The sequence below is a fragment of the Brachybacterium vulturis genome (genome assembly GCF_043641765.1).
Taxonomy (GTDB): Bacteria; Actinomycetota; Actinomycetes; order Actinomycetales; family Dermabacteraceae; genus Brachybacterium; species Brachybacterium vulturis_A.
Map to the genome: position 1 here is coordinate 37,577 of NZ_JBHZRO010000011.1, position 16,707 is coordinate 54,283.

The following is a 16,707-nucleotide window of genomic DNA, read 5'->3' on the forward strand; positions in this document are numbered from 1 at the left end:
ACCCCACGATGCGCCCCATCCCACGATGCAGCGCGCACCCGTGCCGGAAAAGCCTGAGCCGCGCCATCGTTGATCAATGATGGCGCGGCTCAGGACCTGCGGTGGAGCTACGGGGATTCGAACCCCGGACCTTCTCATTGCGAACGAGACGCGCTACCAACTGCGCCATAGCCCCATGTCACGGTGCGACCAGAACAGATTAGCATCGCCGCCGCGGCGCTGTCGCATCGGGGACGGGCCCTTGACGAAGGTCACAGCAGCGACGCCTCGTCGCACGCGAGCGGCTCACCGTCCCGCGGTGCGCAGCTCCTGGAGCTCCTGCTGCAGCTCGTCCAGGACGCTCAGGCGCTCCTGCCCGGTGCAGGCCACATAGGCCGGCTGCAGGTGGTCGGGGCGCTGGACGACCTCGGTGCCGGGCCAGGTGCGCAGCGAGCCGCCGGCGCGCCGCAGGATGTGGAAGCCCGCGGCCACGTCCCAGGAGTTGATCGCGGTCAGCGCCGTCGCGTCGGCCCAGCCGGCGGCCACATAGGCGAGCTCGAGCGCGGCCGAGCCGAGGTGCCGCACCGCGGAGACCGAGTCCTCCAGAGTGCGCACCGAGCTCGCGGCGAAGGCCGGGAACTGAGCACCGGTGCGCTGGCCGGGGTATCCGGAGAGCACCAGGGAGTCGGCCGGCGCCTTGGTGGCGCGCGGGCGCAGCACCTTTCCGTTCAGGGTGGCATCGCCGTCGGCCGCGGCGAACACCTGATGCAGGACCGGGGCGTCGATGACCCCGGCGACCAGCTCGTCGTCGACGGCGACCCCGATCGAGATGCAGAACAGCGGCAGCCCGGCGGCGAAGTTGCTGGTGCCGTCGATGGGGTCGACGAAGAAGCTCACCACCGGCTCGGTGTCCACGACCCCGGCCGCGGCCTCCGCCGCGGGACGCTCACCGCCCTCCTCACCGACGATGCGTGCGGTGGGCAGCAGGCGGCGCAGCTCGGAGACGATGATCTCCTCGCTGGCGCGGTCGTGCTCGGTGACGATGTCATGGCTGGAGGTCTTGTACTCCCGGGCCAGACCGTCGCGGTCCAGCCCCCGGAGGTGCTCAGCGGCCGCAGAAGCGGCGGCGAGCGCGATGTCCAGCAGGTGCGAGGGCGAGGGGACGGCGGCGGGAGAGGTGCGGGGCACGGAGGTGTTCATCCTCGTCAGGCTAGCCCGGACCGCTCGGTCCCGGGCGGAGGGACAGGGTGCGGACGATTCGCCCCGCTGTCGTCCACCCCTGGTCAGACCAGCAGGTGGCGCAGGTACGGGCTCAGCAGCAGCCCGTCCGGGTCCGCGGCCGCGCGCACGTTGCGGAAGTCCTCGAAGCGGGGGTAGAGCTCGCTGAGCTCGGGTGCGCCCAGCCAGTGCATCTTCCCCCAGTGCGGTCGGGCCCCGAAGGCCGCGAGGGTGCGCTGCACCAGCAGCAGATAGGGACCGGCCACCTCCGTGTGATGGCGGTGGGCGGCGATGTAGACGGTGTCGCGGTCGTGGGCGGTGGACAGCCACACGTCGTCGGCCGCGGCGCGGCGGATCTCGAGCGGGAAGGTGACGCGCACACCCTCCGCGTCGAAGCGGGCTCGCAGCGCCGCGAACGCCTCCTCGAACCGCTCGGCGGGCAGCGCCCATTCGGTCTCGTGGAAGCGCACCCGCCGCGGCGCGGCGAAGACGGCGGCGGAGTCGTCGACCACTCGGGGACCTGCGAACACGTGCGAGGCGATCTCGGCGACAGGACGGCTGAGCGGCGGGAGCAGCGCAGCGCTGCGGCACAGCAGCTCCCAGGCGCCGTTGCCGAGCACCTCCTGCTGCAGCAGCTCGACGGCGCGGGCAGAGCGGTGCCGGGGCGCGTCCGGGGGCAGCCGGCGCATGGTGCGCACGGTCGCCCGGTCGGTGCGGGGGAACCAGAAGAACTCGTGATGGTCCGCGCGGGTGGAGTCGGCGAGGAAGGAGCGCACCGTCGGCCCGAGGGCCTCGGTGCTCTCGACCAGCTCGAGGCGGAAGGCGGGGACGCACTGGAGGGTGACCTCGAGGATCACGCCGATGCTGCCCAGTCCGAGCCGGGCGGCCTCGAAGAGTTCCGGGTCCTGGCTGGGCGAGGTGTCCACCACGGAGCCGTCGGCCAGCACCAGCCGCAGCGCGCGCACCATACCGGCGAATCCGGTGAAGGCCGCGCCGGTGCCGTGGGTGCCGGTCTGGATCGCGCCGGCGATCGACTGCCGGTCGATGTCCCCCATCACCGACAGCGCGAGCCCGTACGGGGCCAGCAGCTCGGCGACCGCCCACAACCGGGTGCCTCCGCGCAGGGTGACCAGACCGGTCACGGGATCCGCGGAGATCAGGCCGTGGAGCCCGTCCAGCGACAGCGTGATCCCGTCGGTCGCGGCGAGCGCGGAGAAGGAGTGGCCGCCGCCGATCACCCGCAGCGAGCATCCGCGGGTGCGAGCGGCCTGCACAGCGGCGACCACCGCTTCCTGCGAGGTGGGACGCAGCACCTGCTGCGGTGTCCACGACACGGCTCCGCTCCAGGTGCGCAGGGTCATGGTGCTCGCGGGCATCGGCCGCTCCTTCAGGACTCGGTGGGGTCGCGGTCCCTGGACTCCCGGGTGAGGGACCGCTCAGAGGAAGACTGCACCCTCTCCTCGGTACGTGGGATGGGATCCGACGATCTCGTCGCCGCGGACCAGCAGATAGCGCGCGAAGTGCTCTGCGGGCTCCCCGGCCTTCGCGTGTCGCAGCCACACCGTGTCCCCCACCCGCAGCCGCTCGGCGGCGGGGCCGAGGACGGGGGTCTGCACCTCGCCCGCCGCTTCCTGCGGGGCGAAGGAGAGACCGGGCGGATGAGCGATCGTGGGCAGGCGGTCCGGCCCCGGCACGCCGCTGGCGATCCAGCCGCCGCCGAGCAGGGTCGCCACGCCCGCGGCGGGGCGGCGCACCACGCTCACCCCGAGCAGCAGTGCCGGATGCGGAGCGAAGTCCCGGTAGCCGTCGAAGAGGCCGGGGCCGATCAGTCCGGAACCGGCCGCGATCTCCGTGACCGCCTCCTCTGCAGCGGTGGACTCGATCGAGCCGGTGCCGCCACCGTTGACGAACTCGAGGTCGGCGATCTCCCGCACCGCGGCCACCACCTCGCCGCGGCGCTCGGCGATATCCGGGCGGGACAGTCGCTTCATGGTGCGCACCGCCGCGCCGTATACCGTGGGTGCCGCGTCGGTCACGCCGGCGATGTGGCCCTCGTAGGCCATCAGCCCCACCAGCTCGAAGGCGGGTTGGGCCTGCACCTGGCGGGCGAGGGCGACGGCCTGGCCGGGGTTGCGCAGCGGTGAGCGCAGTGCTCCGAAGCGCACCCCGGGCAGCGGTGCGAAGGCGACGTCGAGCTCGAGGGCGAGCCGGATCCGTCGAGTTCCCGCTCGGGAGCGGAGATCCGCGGTGGCGTCGAGGATCAGGTCGAGCTGTGCGCGCTCGTCGACCATCAGGGTGATGGCGTCCAGCGCCTCGGGGAGCATCACGAGCCGGCGCAGCGCCCCGCGCTCGACGGTCGGGTAGGCGACGAGGACGTCGCGGGCGCCGTGCGCCACCAGCCACAGCGCCTCCGGCAGGGTGAAGGCGAGGATCCCGGCGTACTCGGGCCGGTCCAGCACCCGCTCGAGCAGACCCCTGACCCGCAGGGACTTCGAGGCGACCCGCAGCGGAGTGCCGGCGGCACGCCGGGCGAGGTCCTCCGCATTGGCGTCGAAGGCGTCGAGATCGAGCACCGCCAGCGGGCGCTCGTGACAGCCCTCACGGGCGAGCAGCGCCTCGAGATCGCCCATGTCCCGGCCCGCACCCGTCATGATCCGGCCCTCAGGCCCGACGCCGCGCGAGGATCTCGTCGAGCTGGAGGTCCTGCGCCGGGGCGAAGTCCTCATCGACGGCCTCGAGCTCCTCGACCCGTCCGCTCTCCAGCGGCACGGAGGTGGCGAGCATGCTCTGGCGGTGGGCCGCATGGCGACTGGCCAGATCATCGACCTCGCCGCGGAGGGCGTAGGTGGGCCGGGGCACCGGTCGCGGAGTCCATTCCCCCGGGCGGGACACCTGCTGCGCCGCCCGCTGGGAGGTGGTCTCCAGATCGGCATGCGGCGGCTGCTCGATCACCGCGGCGGCAGCGGTCCCCGCAGCCGGCGCCGGGGAGCGCTCGCGCTCACCGGCGGTCCGGCGCCGCGCGGTCTCGGCCCCGGCACGCTGACGGCGCAGGCGGGTGGCGGCGCGGGTGGTCCGGGCCCGACGCTCCAGCTCCACCCGGCGCAGCCCCACCAGGTACGCGGACACGCCGACGACGGCGAGCGCCGGCACCCACCACACCACCACCTGCGCGAGGGCGAGGACGACGAGGGCGGCGGTGGCCGCGAGCAGAGCGCCGAGCACGACGCCGAGGAACCGCCGCGCACGAGCACGCTCGTTCGCAGGATCGATGCGGGTGCCGGGCTCGGCGTAGAAGCGCGGGCGGCTGGTCGGATCGGTGGGGCGCAGGAGCAGACGGTCCTGGGACATGGGCGGGTTCACCTCGGTGGATGTGCGGCGGGCGTGGACGGCCGCGGAGAGGTCCCGCGCCTGGGAGGACATCTCGGCCTCGTCGGCCGCGCGGGTGCGGCCCATCACCTCACGACGGTGCGCCGTGCGCGGCAGGGCATAGGCCAGCCACAGCAGCAGCAGGATGCCGAAGAGGACGGCTCCGAGATTGATCGACTCCACACCGACACCTTAGTGACACCACTGTGATTCCCCTGGTCATGTTGTGGGCGTGTCGGCGGGAAACTCGCGCCGGAGTCGTCTCAGCACCCCGCGGCCGTCCTCCCCGGTGGCGACCTCCTCCGCGGTGAGCGCGAAGACCAGGTGATCGCGCCAGGCCCCGTCGACATGGATCGCCGACCGCCGCGCACCCTCCGGACGCAGGTGCAGCTTCTCCACCACGCGCAGGCTCGCCGCGTTCTCGGGCCGCACCGTGACCTCGATGCGATGCAGCCCGAGCTCGGCGAAGAGGTGATCGATCAGCAGCGCCACCGCGCGGGGCACCACGCCACGACCGGCCTCGTCCTGGCCGATCCAGTACCCGAGGACCGCGGAGCGCAGCGCCCCGTACTGGATGGGGCCGGCGGTGATCTGGCCGGCCAGCCGTCCCTGGACGGTGATCACCAGCGGCAGTGCGAGCCCCAGCCGTGCCTGCTCCTGGCTCCAACGGCGCAGGGTGCGGAAATCCATCGGCCGCGGGCCATGCTCGGGATCTGTCGCGTCCCAGGGACGCAGCCAGCGGGCGTTGCGCTGCCGCAGCCGCTCGAAGGCCGCACGGTCGCGACGACGCAGGGGGCGCAGCGTCAGCTCCCCGTCATGCAGTGCCAGCGGCCACACGTGAACCATCGCGTCATCGTAGACGGCGCCGGGCAGGTTCTCCTGCGCGGAGCCCCCGAGGCCCGGCCCTCTGTGCGAGTCTGGGGCCATGGACGAGGAGACGACGAGGTCACGCAAGCGTCAGCTGCGCCGGCAGCTGCGGTCCCGCCGGGCCGCCGCGTACACCGGCGAGGACGGTGCCGCTCGCCGCGCACGGGAGGCTCAGCAGCTCCTCGCGCATGCCGCGCCGCTGATCGCCGAGGTGGAGCGGGCGGTGGGCGCCGCCTCCGCGGCGGGCGCCCCGGCCCCGCTGGTCGCCGCCTTCCACCCCACGCCCTCCGAGGCGGATGTGCTGCCCCTGGCCGGCCGGCTCGCACACGCCGGTGCTCGGGTGCTGTTCCCGGCCGCTGCCGGGCAGGAGCTCGAGTGGATCTCCTGGGACGGAGACTCCGAGTTCGTGGACTCCCCCGGACGGGGCTTCGGGAAGGAGCCGGCCGGGGAGCGGCTCGGCACCCGGGCGCTCGAGGAGGCGACGCTGGTGCTGGTGCCCGCCGTGGCGGTGGACCGCTCCTGCACCCGGATCGGGCACGGAGCCGGCTACTACGACCGTGCTCTGCGCACCCTGCCAGAGGGGGCGCGGATCATCGCGGTGATCCATCCCGCGGAGCTGCTGCCGGAGGGTTCGCTGCCGTGCGAGGCGCACGATGTGCGGATCCCGGAGGTGCTCACGGCCGACGGACTCGTCTCGCTGGTCACGTCCGCTCTCTCCTGAGCGGCCCGCAGTCGTAGACTCTCTCGCGCGGTCGCCTGCGCGTGACCGAGCACTTCGACCACCCCGGAGGAACCCGCGTGCCCACGTACGTCTACGCCTGCAAGAACTGCGGATATCGTTTCGAGCAGTACCAGAGCTTCAGCGAGGACTCGCTGCGAGCCTGCCCCGAGTGCGCCCAGGACGCCCTGCGCAAGGTCTTCGACTCGGTGGGCATCGTCTTCAAGGGCCCCGGCTTCTATTCCACCGACTCCTCGACCTCGGGCTCCGCGGCCGCGGCGGCCGGTGCCGCCACCAGCGGCTCCACCAGCACCGGGGACTCGGCGAGCACGGGCGCCGCCGCGAGCACCTCCTCCGGGTCCTCCTCCACGAGCTCCCCGAGCACGCAGCCCGCCCCCGCGGCGTCCTGACCCGGCGGGACGCATCGCACGGGAGGGGCCGCCCCCGCGGCGGCCTCTCCTCCCCAGTGCACCGTCGTCCACCGTCAGAGCGCACCGACCCGCACGGACCGCCCTCCCGCCTAGCGTCGAGGCATGCTCTCCCGCTTCCGTGCACATCTGCCCGCTTGGCGCCGTGCCCTGCGTCGACGCCGCAGGCTTCTGGCCGCCCTCGCGGTCGCTGCATTCGTGGCCGCGCTGCTCCCCTCGCTGCTGCCGCCGTCGGCGCGCGGGGTCGACGTGGTCATCGCCGATGCTGCGCTCGCGCCCGGCACCGTGCTGACCCGCTCCCACCTGAGCACCACCCGCATCGCTGAGGAGCTGGTCCCCCCGGGCGCCGCACTCGAGGTCGACGCGGTGCGGGGCCGCACCATGCGGATCCCTCTGGACGCCGGAGCGCTGCTGCTGCCGGGGATGCTCGTGGCTGCCGGCGCCCCCGCGATCCCCGAAGGCTCCGTGCTGATGGCGGTGCCCGTGCCCGCAGTGCTCGTGCCGCACCTGCCGCCGGGCACGGGGGTCGAGCTGCTCTCGACGGATCCGACCCTCTTCGGAGGGACCAGCATCGACGCCCGGGTCCTGGAGGTCCCGGAGTCCGCGGCCGAGGCGCCCGTGCTGGGGCCCGGCAGCCCGGGCACGGCCGAGGTGCTCGTCACCGTCGCCCAGGATCGGGCACGAGACGTGGCCCACGCTCTGGGGGTCGGGGCGGTCGTCGTGACGGTGATCGGCTAATATCCGTCCCGGGCCGCCCAGCGGCCTCTCCTCCCTCGTCCCCCTCCCCGTAAGGATGACCCCATGAAGGGTTTCAAGAGCTTCGTCATGCAGGGCAACGTCATCGACCTGGCCGTCGGTGTCGTGATCGGCGGCGCCTTCACCGCGCTGATCGGTGCATTCGTGGACAACCTTATCCAGCCCGTGATCAACGTCTTCGGCGGCGACAACCCTGTCGGTCTCGCGTTCACGATCGTCAAGGGCAACGACGCGACCATCGTCAACATCGGCGCCGTGCTCTCCGCGATCATCGCCTTCCTGATCACGGCGGCGGTCGTCTACTTCGTCTTCGTGCTCCCGATCTCCTCCGCGCGCACGCTCGACCGCAAGCGCCGCGGCCTCCCCGCGGAGGAGGAGACCGCCGTCTCCGAGGACATCATCCTGCTCACCGAGATCCGCGACGCGCTGACCGCGCAGCGCGACGGGTCCTCCCCGCAGCCCTGAGCATCATGGACGGTGCCTCGGCACCTGATCCCACCGGCGCGGGCCGGAGCCGTCCGGCTCCGGCCCGCGCCGTCGATGCTCCCGCGCCCGCCGAGCACGGCCCCTCGCCCGCTGAGCACGGCCCGACCCAGGAGTGCGCTGTCGACGAGGAGTCCGTCGATGCCGTGATCGCCTGGTTCTCCGCGGCCGGCCGTGACCTGCCCTGGCGGCACGAGGGGATCTCGGCCTGGGCGATCCTGGTCTCCGAGGTCATGCTGCAGCAGACCCCGGTGGTGCGGGTCCTCCCCCGCTGGCAGGAGTGGATGGAGCGCTGGCCCGCCCCGGCCGATCTGGCCGCCGCCCCGACCGCCGAGGTGCTGCGCTGCTGGGACCGGCTCGGCTATCCCCGACGGGCGCTGCGGCTGCAGGAATGCGCACGCGTCATCGTGCGCGAACACGGCGGGTGGGTCCCCCGCGGCGAGGAGGCTCTGCGAACGCTGCCGGGGATCGGCGAGTACACCGCTGCCGCGATCACCGCCTTCGCCCACCGGGAGCGCGCGGTCGTGGTCGATACCAACATCCGTCGGGTGCTGGCACGGAGCGTGCGCGGCCGGGCCCTGCCGGACCGCTCCTACAGCGCTGCAGAACGCGTCGTGGCCACGCGCAGCCTGCCGGCCCCGCGCCGCCGGTCGGTGGCCTGGAACCAGGCGGCCATGGAGCTGGGCGCGCTGGTCTGCACCGCCCGCTCGCCCCGCTGCCAGCAGTGCCCCCTGGCCGACGGCAGGTGTGCATGGTTCGCTGCGGGGCGTCCGCTCCCCGCCGAGGACACTCGCCGCCGACAGGCCTTCGAGGGCACGGACCGCCAGATGCGCGGCATGATCATGGCGCTGCTGCGCCGGGACGGCTCCGCGGCGGAGGACCGGCTGATGGCGCTCGATGACCAGGACGCCGACCGGGTGCGACGAGGCGTCCGCACGCTGATAGCCGACGGGCTCGCGGTCCGCGAGGGGCCGCGGCTGCGTCTGCCCTGACGGGCCCCCGTCAGCCAGGAGCGCGAAGCGCCTTGATCATGCGGGTGTTGCCGAGCGTGTTGGGCTTGACCCGTGCGAGGTCGAGGAACTCCGCGATGCCCTCGTCCGGGGAGCGCAGCAGCTGGTGGTAGATGTCGGGGTCCACGGCCTCGCTCATCACCTCGAAGCCGTGACGGGTGAAGAAGTCCACCTCGAAGGTCAAGCAGAACACACGCTGCAGACCGAGCTGGAGCGCCCGCTCCAGCAGGGCGTCGAGCAGACGGTGACCCAGGCCGGTGCCGCGCCGGGCCTCATGCACCGCGAGCGTGCGCACCTCAGCGAGGTCCTCCCACATCACGTGGAGCGCACCGCAGCCGACCACCTCCCCGTCCTCGTCGGCGGCCACCAGGAACTCCTGGACCGCCTCGTAATAGGACACCAGGTCCTTGCCGAGCAGGACCCCGGTGTGGGTCATGGGCTCGACGAGACCGTTGATGGCACGCACATCGGCGGGCAGCGCGGGACGGATGGTGATGCTCATCGTGAGCTGTCCTCTCCCTGTGACGGGCTGAGCGGTGACTCGGCGCCGGAACCGACGGTCGGCGACCTCTGGGCGGGTCCCTCGCCGCTCGGTCCGGCCGCCTCGGCAGCGCCGGCCGAGAAGGGGGTCTCCCGCTGCTGCGCGTCCGCGGCCGCCTCCTCCGCCCCGAGACCCTCCGCTGCCTCCCGGCGCTCTGCCCGGCGGTCCAGGACCCGGTGCAGGGCGGTGATCAGCCGTTCGATGACCAGGGCCATCACCAGAGCGGCGAACAGCGCGACGGTGATGGCCACCAGGCTATGGTCGTCGAACCAGGCGCCGGCGATCGCACCGATCGCGCAGGAGTAGACGGCCCACACGAAGGTCGACAGCAGCGAGCGGGGCCAGAAATTGCGGTGGGGGTAGTGCACGGCGCCGGCGACCAGGTTCACCGCGGTGCGGCCGAAGGGGATGTAGCGAGCGGTCATCAGGAAGACCAGCGCCCGTTTCTGCAGTCCGCGGTCCGCGGCCTCGACCGCTCCGCGGCCCCGCCCCTCGCGCAGGAATCGGAAGCGTTCCCAGCCGACCTTGCTGCCGATCAGATATCCCAGGTTGTCGCCCGTCCAGGCGCCCATCCACGCCGCCAGGCCGATGACGATGATCGAGGGCCGTCCCGAGCTCGACCACAGGGAGGAGAGGGTCACGATCGTCGACTCGCTCGGCACGGAGGGGAAGAAGCCGTCGAACGCGGCGAACAGGTACACCATGAGGTGGACCCACCAGGCATCGGCGATGCCGAGGATCCAGTCCTCCATCTGCCCCGTCAGGGACAGCAGCCAGTCGATGGTCTCGCCCATGCGTCCTCTCCATCGAAGGCCCCGGCGCGTTCCCCCGGGCCTGCCGGGCTCGTCGAAGCGAGTGCCCGGACCCGATCGGCTCAGGCCCGGTGATGTCCGTGTCCCGGCAGCAGCGCCGGAGCGGGTGGTGGGGGGGGGGGGGGGGCGGGGGGGGGGGGGGGGCCGCCCCCGGCGGGGGGCGGCCCGGGGGTGGGCGGGGGCCGGCCCGCCGGGCGGGGGGGGGGGGGGGGCCGGCCCGGCCCGGGGGCGGGGCCGGCCCCACCGGTCAGGAGGTGCTGGCCTCCGCGCTGTCGGCATCCGGGGAGGTCGCACCGTCGGCATGGGTGAGGTCCTCCGCACGCGCCTGGGTCATCGAATCGATGTCGATCTCGTCGGAGATCGGCATGGGCTGACCACCCTCGGCCCGGCGGGCGAAGGTCAGCTCACCGAGCAGGCCCTCTCCCTCCGCGTCGACGACGATCTCGTCGCCGACATGGATCTGACCGAACAGGATCCGCTCCGAGAGCGTGTCCTCGATGTCGCGCTGGATGGTGCGACGCAGCGGACGTGCCCCGAGCACCGGATCATAGCCCTTCTCCGCCAGCAGATCCTTCGCGGCCGGCGTGAGGGTGATGGCCATGTCCCTGTCGTTCAGGCGGGCCTGGAGCTTGGCGATCTCCAGATCCACGATCGCGACGATCTCCTGCATCGACAGCTGCGGGAAGACCACCACGTCGTCGACACGGTTGAGGAACTCGGGCTTGAAGTGCTGCTTGAGCTCCTCGTGGACCTTCGACTTCATCCGCTCGTAATCGGTGGAGAGGTCGCCGCCCGCGGTGAAGCCCAGGGACACGCCCTTGGCGATGTCCCGGGTGCCGAGGTTGGTGGTCATGATGATGATCGTGTTCTTGAAGTCGACCACCCGGCCCTGCGAGTCGGTGAGGCGGCCATCCTCGAGGATCTGCAGCAGCGAGTTGAAGATGTCCACATGGGCCTTCTCCACCTCGTCGAACAGCACCACGGAGAACGGCTTGCGCCGCACCTTCTCGGTGAGCTGACCGCCCTCGTCGTAGCCGACGTAGCCGGGGGGCGAGCCGAACAGGCGCGAGGCGGTGTGCTTCTCGCCGAACTCGGACATGTCGAGCTGGATCAGGGCTTCCTCGTCACCGAACAGGAACTCGGCGAGCGCCTTGGCCAGCTCGGTCTTGCCGACGCCGGTGGGGCCCGCGAAGATGAACGAGCCGCCCGGTCGCTTGGGATCCTTGAGCCCGGCACGGGTGCGGCGGATCGCCCGGGAGATGGCCTTGATGGCCTCGTTCTGCCCGATGACCCGCTTGTGCAGCTCGTCCTCCATGTGGAGCAGCCGCGAGGACTCCTCCTCGGTGAGCTTCACGATCGGGATCCCGGTGGAGGCGGCCAGCACCTCGGCGATGACCTCTTCGCTGACCGTGGTCACGGCATCGGACTCGCCGTGCCGCCAGGCCTTCTCCTTCTCGTCGCGCTCGGTCTTGAGCGTCTGCTCCTCATCGCGCAGGGAGGCGGCGAGCTCGAAGTCCTGTCCGTCGATCGCCTCCTCCTTCTGCTTGCGGGTCTCCTCGATGCGGGCGTCGAACTCCTTGAGCTCGGGCGGCGCGGTGAGACGACGGATGCGCAGGCGTGCCCCGGCCTCGTCGATCAGGTCGATCGCCTTGTCCGGCAGGAAGCGGTCGTTGACGTACCGGTCGGCGAGGTTCGCCGCAGCCACCAGTGCCGCATCCGTGATGGTCACCCTGTGGTGCGCCTCGTAGCGGTCGCGCAGACCCTTGAGGATCTCGACGGTGTGGGCGACCGAGGGCTGGTCGACCTGGATCGGCTGGAAGCGGCGCTCGAGCGCGGCATCCTTCTCGATGTGCTTGCGGTACTCCTCGAGCGTGGTCGCCCCGATGGTCTGCAGCTCGCCACGGGCCAGCATCGGCTTGAGGATGCTGGCGGCGTCGATCGCGCCTTCGGCGGCCCCGGCCCCGACGAGGGTATGGATCTCGTCGATGAACAAAATGATGTCGCCGCGGGTGCGGATCTCCTTGAGCACCTTCTTCAGGCGCTCCTCGAAGTCACCGCGGTAGCGGGAGCCCGCGACCAGGGACCCCAGGTCCAGCGTGTAGAGCTGCTTGTCCTTGAGCGTCTCGGGGACGTCGCCGGCGGTGATGGCCTGCGCCAGCCCCTCGACGACCGCGGTCTTGCCGACGCCGGGCTCGCCGATCAGCACCGGGTTGTTCTTGGTGCGGCGCGAGAGCACCTGCATCACCCGCTCGGCCTCGCCGTCCCGGCCGATGACCGGGTCGAGCTTGCCGTCGCGGGCGGCCTGGGTGAGATTGCGGCCGAACTGGTCGAGCACCAGCGAACCGGCGGGCTGGCCCTCCGCGGGGCCACCGGCATTGGCCGGCTCCTTGCCCTGGTAGCCGGAGAGGCGCTCGATGACCTCCTGGCGCACGGCCGACGGCTCCGCCTTCAGGCGCGAGAGCACCTTGACGGCGGTGCCCTCGCCCTCGCGCAGCAGGCCCAGCAGGATGTGCTCGGTGCCGATGTAGTTGTGGCCCAGCTGCAGCGCCTCGCGGAGGCTCAGCTCGAGCACCTTCTTCGCCCGGGGCGTGAAGGGGATGTGACCGGAGGGGGTCTGGTTCCCCTCGCCGATGATGTCGCGCACCTGCTCGCGCACGGCATCGAGGGTCACTCCGAGGGCCTCGAGCGCCTTGGCGCCCACACCCTCGTTCTCATGGATCAGTCCGAGCAGGATGTGCTCGGTGCCGATGTAGTTGTGGTTCAGCAGCCGTGCCTCGTCCTGTGCCAGGACGACGACGCGGCGGGCGCGATCGGTGAAGCGTTCGAACATGGTCCTCCCCCGTCCGGTGGTGGTGATGGATCGAGCGTACGCGCCGCTCCCGTCGAAGCAGAGCCTGTTCGCCGCGGGCGTGACGGCTGTTCGCCGGGGGCATGATGACCCGCTCTGCCGTCGGCCGACGGTTGGCGACGCGCACTGCCGACCCGTCGGTCGGATCCCGTGGGGCGGGTCGGGCGAGTCGTATCATGGCGTGGGCCACACCCCCTTTCTCAAGGAGCACGTCATGGGCGCCATCGTCGGCGGAATCATCCTCTTCGTCCTGGGAGCCATCGCGCGCTTCGCCCTGGAGTTCGACCTGCCGGGAGTGGACTCCGCGATGCTCGGCACCATCTTGATGGTCGCGGGAGCCGTCCTGTTCCTCGTCGGGCTGCTGCTGACGCTGCGCTCGCGCAAGACCGTCGTGAACACCCAGAACGCACCCGGGCACAGCGTCTCCGAGCGTCGGGACCCCCCGCCCACCGTGTGAGGGCTGCGACCGCGTCGGGCCGGCTGCTCCGTCACCCGGCCGCGGCCTCCGGTTCCAGTCCGGTCTCCAGCACGGTCAGGGCGACGTCCGAGCCATCCTGCAGCAGGCGCGCGATACGCAGGCGGCCGGCGGTCCCGGCGAGAGGTACAGACCGAGGCCGAGGCCGTAGCGTCGCGCGGCGTCGGCCCCCTCACGGACGACGTCTCCCGTGCCGTCCTTCCACGGGGAGGAGGCGACGGAGTAGTCGGTGGTCCCCGTGGGCCACAGGCAGAATCCGTCGTGGTGCTTGGCGGTCAGCACGACATAGGCGGCGCCCAGGTCGCGAGCGACGCGGACCCATTCGTCGGCGTAGAGATCGGTCGGAGCGAAGGCCGAGGCGGGAATGGTGCCATCGCTCCACTCCGTGCCGGCGAAGGTGTTCACGCCGACGTGGAAGAACATGCCCAGCCCGGCCTTCTGCCAGGCGAGCTGCTGCGGCGTGGGGGTGAGGATCTCGGCGGGTGGGGTGTCGACCGGGGTCATCTCTGCATCCTCTCAGAGAGCGGATCACTGTCCGGGGGCGCCCGCTCCGCAGGACATGAGCTTTCGGATCCTCCCCGCGGCCGCCGTCCGCGCCCTTTCCGCGCTGGGGGCCGCCGCGTCGACCCGGTCGTGGAGACGCCGCACGACGAGTGAGGGCCGGGGTCGGACAGGCCGGAATCGCCGAGACCCCACCGTGAGGGCTAGGCTTCACGGGACCGATCGAGGGACCTGCGCCAGTGCGGGGACGAGGGACGGAGAGACATGGCAGACCTCAGGGTGGATGTCGAGCGCGCCGATGCGGTGATGATCGGGGGCGGGATCGCCAGCGCGACCCTTGCGGCCCTCCTCAGCGAGCTCGAGCCGACATGGGACATCCGCGTGCTCGAGAAGCTCGACACCGTGGGCCAGGAGTCCAGCGACGGCTGGAACAACGCCGGCACCGGCCACAGCGCCCTGTGCGAGATGAACTACACCCCGCAGGACGTGGACGGCTCCGTCAGCCCGGCCAAGGCGATCACGATCAACGAGCAGTTCCAGATCTCGCGGCAGTTCTGGGCGCATCTGGTGGAGAACGACCGGATCGGTGACCCGGGCGAGTTCATCCACACCGTGCCGCACATGAGCTTCGTGCACGGCATGGAGAACGTCGACTACCTGCGTCGCCGGCATCAGGCGCTCACCTCGAACCCGCTGTTCGATCGCATGGAGTTCACCACCGAACATGCGCAGCTGGCCGACTGGGCGCCGCTGGTCGCCGACGGCCGACCGGTCACGGAGACCATCGCTGCGACCCGCTCGACGGACGGCACCGACGTCGACTTCGGCGCGCTGACCCGTCAGATGCTCGGCTTCGCCACCCGCACCGGCACCACCGTCTCCACCGGGTCCGAGGTCGTGGATCTGCGTCGCATGGGCAGCGACTGGGGGGTGATGATCCGCTCCACCGCGGACGGTTCCATGCGCGTGGTGCGCACGCCGTTCGTCTTCGTCGGCGCGGGCGGCTACGCGCTGCCGCTGCTGCAGAAGTCCGGGATCGACGAGATCCGCGGCTTCGGCGGGTTCCCGATCTCCGGTCAATGGCTGCGCTGCACCGATCCGGAGACCATCGCCCGCCACGATGCGAAGGTGTACGGCAAGGCCGCCGTCGGCGCACCGCCGATGAGCGTCCCCCACCTCGACACCCGCTATGTGGGCGGGAAGCGGTCGCTCATGTTCGGCCCGTACGCCGGCTGGTCCCCGAAGTTCCTGAAGTCCGGTCGCTACACCGATCTGCTCGAATCGGTGAAGCCCTCGAACATCACCCAGATGATGGCCGTCGCCCCGCCGAACCTCGACCTCATGGTCTACCTCGGCTCGCAGCTGACGGCGACCCATCACCAGCGCTTCGAAGCGCTGCTCGAGTACATGCCGGCGGCGCGCGCGTCCGACTGGGAGGAGGTCACCGCCGGTCAGCGCGTCCAGGTCATCGCCCCGGATCCGTCCAAGCACGGCGTGCTGCAGTTCGGCACCCAGGTGATCACTGCCGCGGACGGCTCCATCGGAGGCATGCTCGGGGCCTCTCCAGGGGCCTCGACCGCGACCAGCATCATGCTCGGCCTGCTGGAGAAGATGTTCCCACAGCGCTTCGATGCCTGGCGACCCGCGCTGACCCGGATGGTGCCGAGCTGGGGACGGTCGCTGTCGGAGGACCCGGACGAGGCCCACCGGCTGCTCGACCACACGGCCGAAGCGCTGGGCCTGACGCACTCCTGAGCCCTTCGCACGGCCCTCCTCCTCCGGCGGAGGGGAGGCGCGCGAGAGGACCGGAACCGCAACGAGGAGGGAGGTCGGCGGATGCGCATCTCATTGATGGCCACCTGCCTGGTGGACGTGATGGCCCCGGATGTGGCCCGGGCGACCGTGATCCTGCTGGAGCGGCTCGGCCACGAGGTGGTGTTCGACAGGCGGCAGACCTGCTGCGGCCAGATGCACACCAACTCCGGCTACTACAAAGAGGCGGCGCCCATCGTGCGCTCCTTCGTCGACACCTTCGAGCCGGCGCTGGAGGCCGTCGACGCGATCGTGATGCCGTCCGGCTCGTGCGCCGGCTGCGTGCGGGACCAGCACGAACTGGTGGCCCGGCATGAGGGCGACAGCGAGCTCGAGCAGCGTGCCGCGGCGGTCGCGGCGAAGACCTACGAGCTCTCGGAGCTGCTGGTGGACGTGCTGAAGGTGACCGATGTCGGCGCGTACTTCCCGCACTCGGTGACCTACCATCCCACCTGCCACTCGATGCGCTTCCTCAAGGTGGGGGCACGGCCGCTGAAGCTGCTGCGCGCGGTCGAGGGCCTGGAGCTGCAGAACCTGCCCGACTCCGACGTCTGCTGCGGCTTCGGCGGCACCTTCTCGGTGAAGAACGATGCCACCAGCGATGCGATGGTGAGCGACAAGGCCGCGAACGTGGTGGCCAGCGGTGCCGAGTTCGTCGTCGCGGGCGATGCCTCGTGCCTGCTGAACATCGGCGGCAAGCTGCGCCGCACAGGCGCCGCCCCGCGCTCCGTGCACCTCGCCCAGATCCTCGCCTCGACCAGGGAGGACCCCTTCGTCCCGGCCGAGACGATCCTGGGCAGGGCATCGTGAACACCCGCGTCGGTCGACGAACTGCGAGGAACGAGCGGGAGGAGATGGCGCCGTGAACACCAGCGTCGGTCGACGAACTGCGA

Annotated in this window: 17 protein-coding genes and 1 tRNA gene; 8 read left to right on the forward strand and 10 right to left on the reverse strand. The window is 71.6% G+C overall.

All coding sequences use genetic code 11. The features are described from left to right. Positions 1-102 precede the first annotated feature (102 nt). The 6 genes from ACHUEU_RS10060 to ACHUEU_RS10085 form a co-directional block, all read right to left on the reverse strand. Positions 103-175: transfer RNA gene (locus ACHUEU_RS10060), tRNA-Ala, on the reverse strand. A 110-nt stretch (positions 176-285) separates the two neighbouring features. Next, on the reverse strand, positions 286-1,179 hold the full coding sequence (locus tag ACHUEU_RS10065; RefSeq protein ID WP_394215927.1) for an inositol monophosphatase family protein: 894 nt from the start codon (positions 1,177-1,179) through the stop codon (positions 286-288). An 83-nt stretch (positions 1,180-1,262) separates the two neighbouring features. Further along, positions 1,263-2,573: a D-arabinono-1,4-lactone oxidase gene (locus ACHUEU_RS10070; RefSeq protein WP_394215929.1), complete on the reverse strand. Its 1,311-nt coding sequence runs from the start codon at positions 2,571-2,573 to the stop codon at positions 1,263-1,265. A gap of 60 nt (positions 2,574-2,633) precedes the next feature. After that, on the reverse strand, positions 2,634-3,848 hold the full coding sequence (locus ACHUEU_RS10075) for an alanine racemase (protein WP_394215931.1): 1,215 nt from the start codon (positions 3,846-3,848) through the stop codon (positions 2,634-2,636). Between the two features lie 10 nt (positions 3,849-3,858). Next, positions 3,859-4,746 carry a hypothetical protein gene (locus tag ACHUEU_RS10080; protein WP_394215933.1) on the reverse strand — a complete coding sequence of 296 codons (888 nt, stop codon included), beginning with the start codon at positions 4,744-4,746 and terminating at the stop codon, positions 3,859-3,861. Positions 4,747-4,782: 36 nt separating this feature from the next. Then, positions 4,783-5,409, reverse strand: coding sequence for a GNAT family N-acetyltransferase (locus ACHUEU_RS10085; protein ID WP_394215935.1), 627 nt, complete (start codon positions 5,407-5,409; stop codon positions 4,783-4,785). 79 nt (positions 5,410-5,488) lie between these two features. On the opposite strand from ACHUEU_RS10085, the gene ACHUEU_RS10090 reads away from it, so the two are divergent. The 5 genes from ACHUEU_RS10090 to ACHUEU_RS10110 all read left to right on the forward strand — a co-directional run bounded on the left by ACHUEU_RS10090 (position 5,489) and on the right by ACHUEU_RS10110 (position 8,807). Next, positions 5,489-6,151 (forward strand): 5-formyltetrahydrofolate cyclo-ligase, encoded by a 663-nt coding sequence (locus tag ACHUEU_RS10090; protein ID WP_394215937.1) that lies wholly within the window; start codon positions 5,489-5,491, stop codon positions 6,149-6,151. Positions 6,152-6,228: 77 nt separating this feature from the next. Then, entirely contained in the window at positions 6,229-6,558 is a 330-nt protein-coding gene (locus ACHUEU_RS10095) for an FmdB family zinc ribbon protein (RefSeq protein ID WP_394215939.1), read from the forward strand. Positions 6,559-6,681: 123 nt separating this feature from the next. Beyond that, positions 6,682-7,314 (forward strand): SAF domain-containing protein, encoded by a 633-nt coding sequence (locus ACHUEU_RS10100; protein WP_394215941.1) that lies wholly within the window; start codon positions 6,682-6,684, stop codon positions 7,312-7,314. Between the two features lie 63 nt (positions 7,315-7,377). Beyond that, positions 7,378-7,797, forward strand: a complete 420-nt coding sequence (gene mscL, locus ACHUEU_RS10105) for a large conductance mechanosensitive channel protein MscL (protein WP_394215943.1) — start codon at positions 7,378-7,380, stop codon at positions 7,795-7,797. A 5-nt stretch (positions 7,798-7,802) separates the two neighbouring features. Continuing rightward, complete coding sequence (locus ACHUEU_RS10110) at positions 7,803-8,807, forward strand: HhH-GPD family protein (RefSeq protein ID WP_394215945.1); 1,005 nt, start codon at positions 7,803-7,805, stop codon at positions 8,805-8,807. 10 nt (positions 8,808-8,817) lie between these two features. Here ACHUEU_RS10110 and ACHUEU_RS10115 read toward each other — a convergent pair whose 3' ends face one another. The 3 genes from ACHUEU_RS10115 to ACHUEU_RS10125 all read right to left on the reverse strand — a co-directional run bounded on the left by ACHUEU_RS10115 (position 8,818) and on the right by ACHUEU_RS10125 (position 13,008). Further along, positions 8,818-9,327, reverse strand: coding sequence for an amino-acid N-acetyltransferase (locus tag ACHUEU_RS10115; RefSeq protein WP_394215947.1), 510 nt, complete (start codon positions 9,325-9,327; stop codon positions 8,818-8,820). Further along, positions 9,324-10,160 carry a DedA family protein gene (locus ACHUEU_RS10120; protein WP_394215949.1) on the reverse strand — a complete coding sequence of 279 codons (837 nt, stop codon included), beginning with the start codon at positions 10,158-10,160 and terminating at the stop codon, positions 9,324-9,326. The genes ACHUEU_RS10115 and ACHUEU_RS10120 overlap by 4 nt, the downstream gene beginning before the upstream one ends. Positions 10,161-10,425: 265 nt before the next feature. After that, positions 10,426-13,008 carry an ATP-dependent Clp protease ATP-binding subunit gene (locus ACHUEU_RS10125; protein ID WP_394215951.1) on the reverse strand — a complete coding sequence of 861 codons (2,583 nt, stop codon included), beginning with the start codon at positions 13,006-13,008 and terminating at the stop codon, positions 10,426-10,428. A gap of 232 nt (positions 13,009-13,240) precedes the next feature. Here ACHUEU_RS10125 and ACHUEU_RS10130 point away from each other — a divergent pair, with 232 nt between their 5' ends. Continuing rightward, positions 13,241-13,483 (forward strand): DUF6458 family protein, encoded by a 243-nt coding sequence (locus ACHUEU_RS10130; protein ID WP_394215953.1) that lies wholly within the window; start codon positions 13,241-13,243, stop codon positions 13,481-13,483. 75 nt (positions 13,484-13,558) lie between these two features. Here ACHUEU_RS10130 and ACHUEU_RS10135 read toward each other — a convergent pair whose 3' ends face one another. Beyond that, on the reverse strand, positions 13,559-14,005 hold the full coding sequence (locus ACHUEU_RS10135) for an alpha-L-fucosidase (RefSeq protein ID WP_394215955.1): 447 nt from the start codon (positions 14,003-14,005) through the stop codon (positions 13,559-13,561). Positions 14,006-14,266: 261 nt separating this feature from the next. Here ACHUEU_RS10135 and ACHUEU_RS10140 point away from each other — a divergent pair, with 261 nt between their 5' ends. Together ACHUEU_RS10140 and ACHUEU_RS10145 are read left to right on the forward strand one after the other, a co-directional pair. Then, a complete protein-coding gene (locus ACHUEU_RS10140; protein ID WP_394215957.1) occupies positions 14,267-15,757 on the forward strand; it encodes a malate:quinone oxidoreductase in 1,491 nt (496 codons plus the stop codon). An 81-nt stretch (positions 15,758-15,838) separates the two neighbouring features. Further along, positions 15,839-16,624, forward strand: coding sequence for a (Fe-S)-binding protein (locus tag ACHUEU_RS10145; RefSeq protein WP_394215959.1), 786 nt, complete (start codon positions 15,839-15,841; stop codon positions 16,622-16,624). Positions 16,625-16,707 lie beyond the last annotated feature (83 nt).

Coding starts and splice junctions, on each gene's coding strand:
- ACHUEU_RS10065 (WP_394215927.1), bottom strand. CDS start 1,179: ATGAACACCTCCGTGCCCCGCACCTCTCCCGCCGCCGTCCCCTCGCCC.
- ACHUEU_RS10070 (WP_394215929.1), bottom strand. CDS start 2,573: ATGCCCGCGAGCACCATGACCCTGCGCACCTGGAGCGGAGCCGTGTCG.
- ACHUEU_RS10075 (WP_394215931.1), bottom strand. CDS start 3,848: ATGACGGGTGCGGGCCGGGACATGGGCGATCTCGAGGCGCTGCTCGCC.
- ACHUEU_RS10085 (WP_394215935.1), bottom strand. CDS start 5,409: ATGGTTCACGTGTGGCCGCTGGCACTGCATGACGGGGAGCTGACGCTG.
- ACHUEU_RS10090 (WP_394215937.1), top strand. CDS start 5,489: ATGGACGAGGAGACGACGAGGTCACGCAAGCGTCAGCTGCGCCGGCAG.
- ACHUEU_RS10100 (WP_394215941.1), top strand. CDS start 6,682: ATGCTCTCCCGCTTCCGTGCACATCTGCCCGCTTGGCGCCGTGCCCTG.
- mscL (WP_394215943.1), top strand. CDS start 7,378: ATGAAGGGTTTCAAGAGCTTCGTCATGCAGGGCAACGTCATCGACCTG.
- ACHUEU_RS10110 (WP_394215945.1), top strand. CDS start 7,803: ATGGACGGTGCCTCGGCACCTGATCCCACCGGCGCGGGCCGGAGCCGT.
- ACHUEU_RS10115 (WP_394215947.1), bottom strand. CDS start 9,327: ATGAGCATCACCATCCGTCCCGCGCTGCCCGCCGATGTGCGTGCCATC.
- ACHUEU_RS10120 (WP_394215949.1), bottom strand. CDS start 10,160: ATGGGCGAGACCATCGACTGGCTGCTGTCCCTGACGGGGCAGATGGAG.
- ACHUEU_RS10125 (WP_394215951.1), bottom strand. CDS start 13,008: ATGTTCGAACGCTTCACCGATCGCGCCCGCCGCGTCGTCGTCCTGGCA.
- ACHUEU_RS10130 (WP_394215953.1), top strand. CDS start 13,241: ATGGGCGCCATCGTCGGCGGAATCATCCTCTTCGTCCTGGGAGCCATC.
- ACHUEU_RS10135 (WP_394215955.1), bottom strand. CDS start 14,005: ATGACCCCGGTCGACACCCCACCCGCCGAGATCCTCACCCCCACGCCG.
- ACHUEU_RS10140 (WP_394215957.1), top strand. CDS start 14,267: ATGGCAGACCTCAGGGTGGATGTCGAGCGCGCCGATGCGGTGATGATC.
- ACHUEU_RS10145 (WP_394215959.1), top strand. CDS start 15,839: ATGCGCATCTCATTGATGGCCACCTGCCTGGTGGACGTGATGGCCCCG.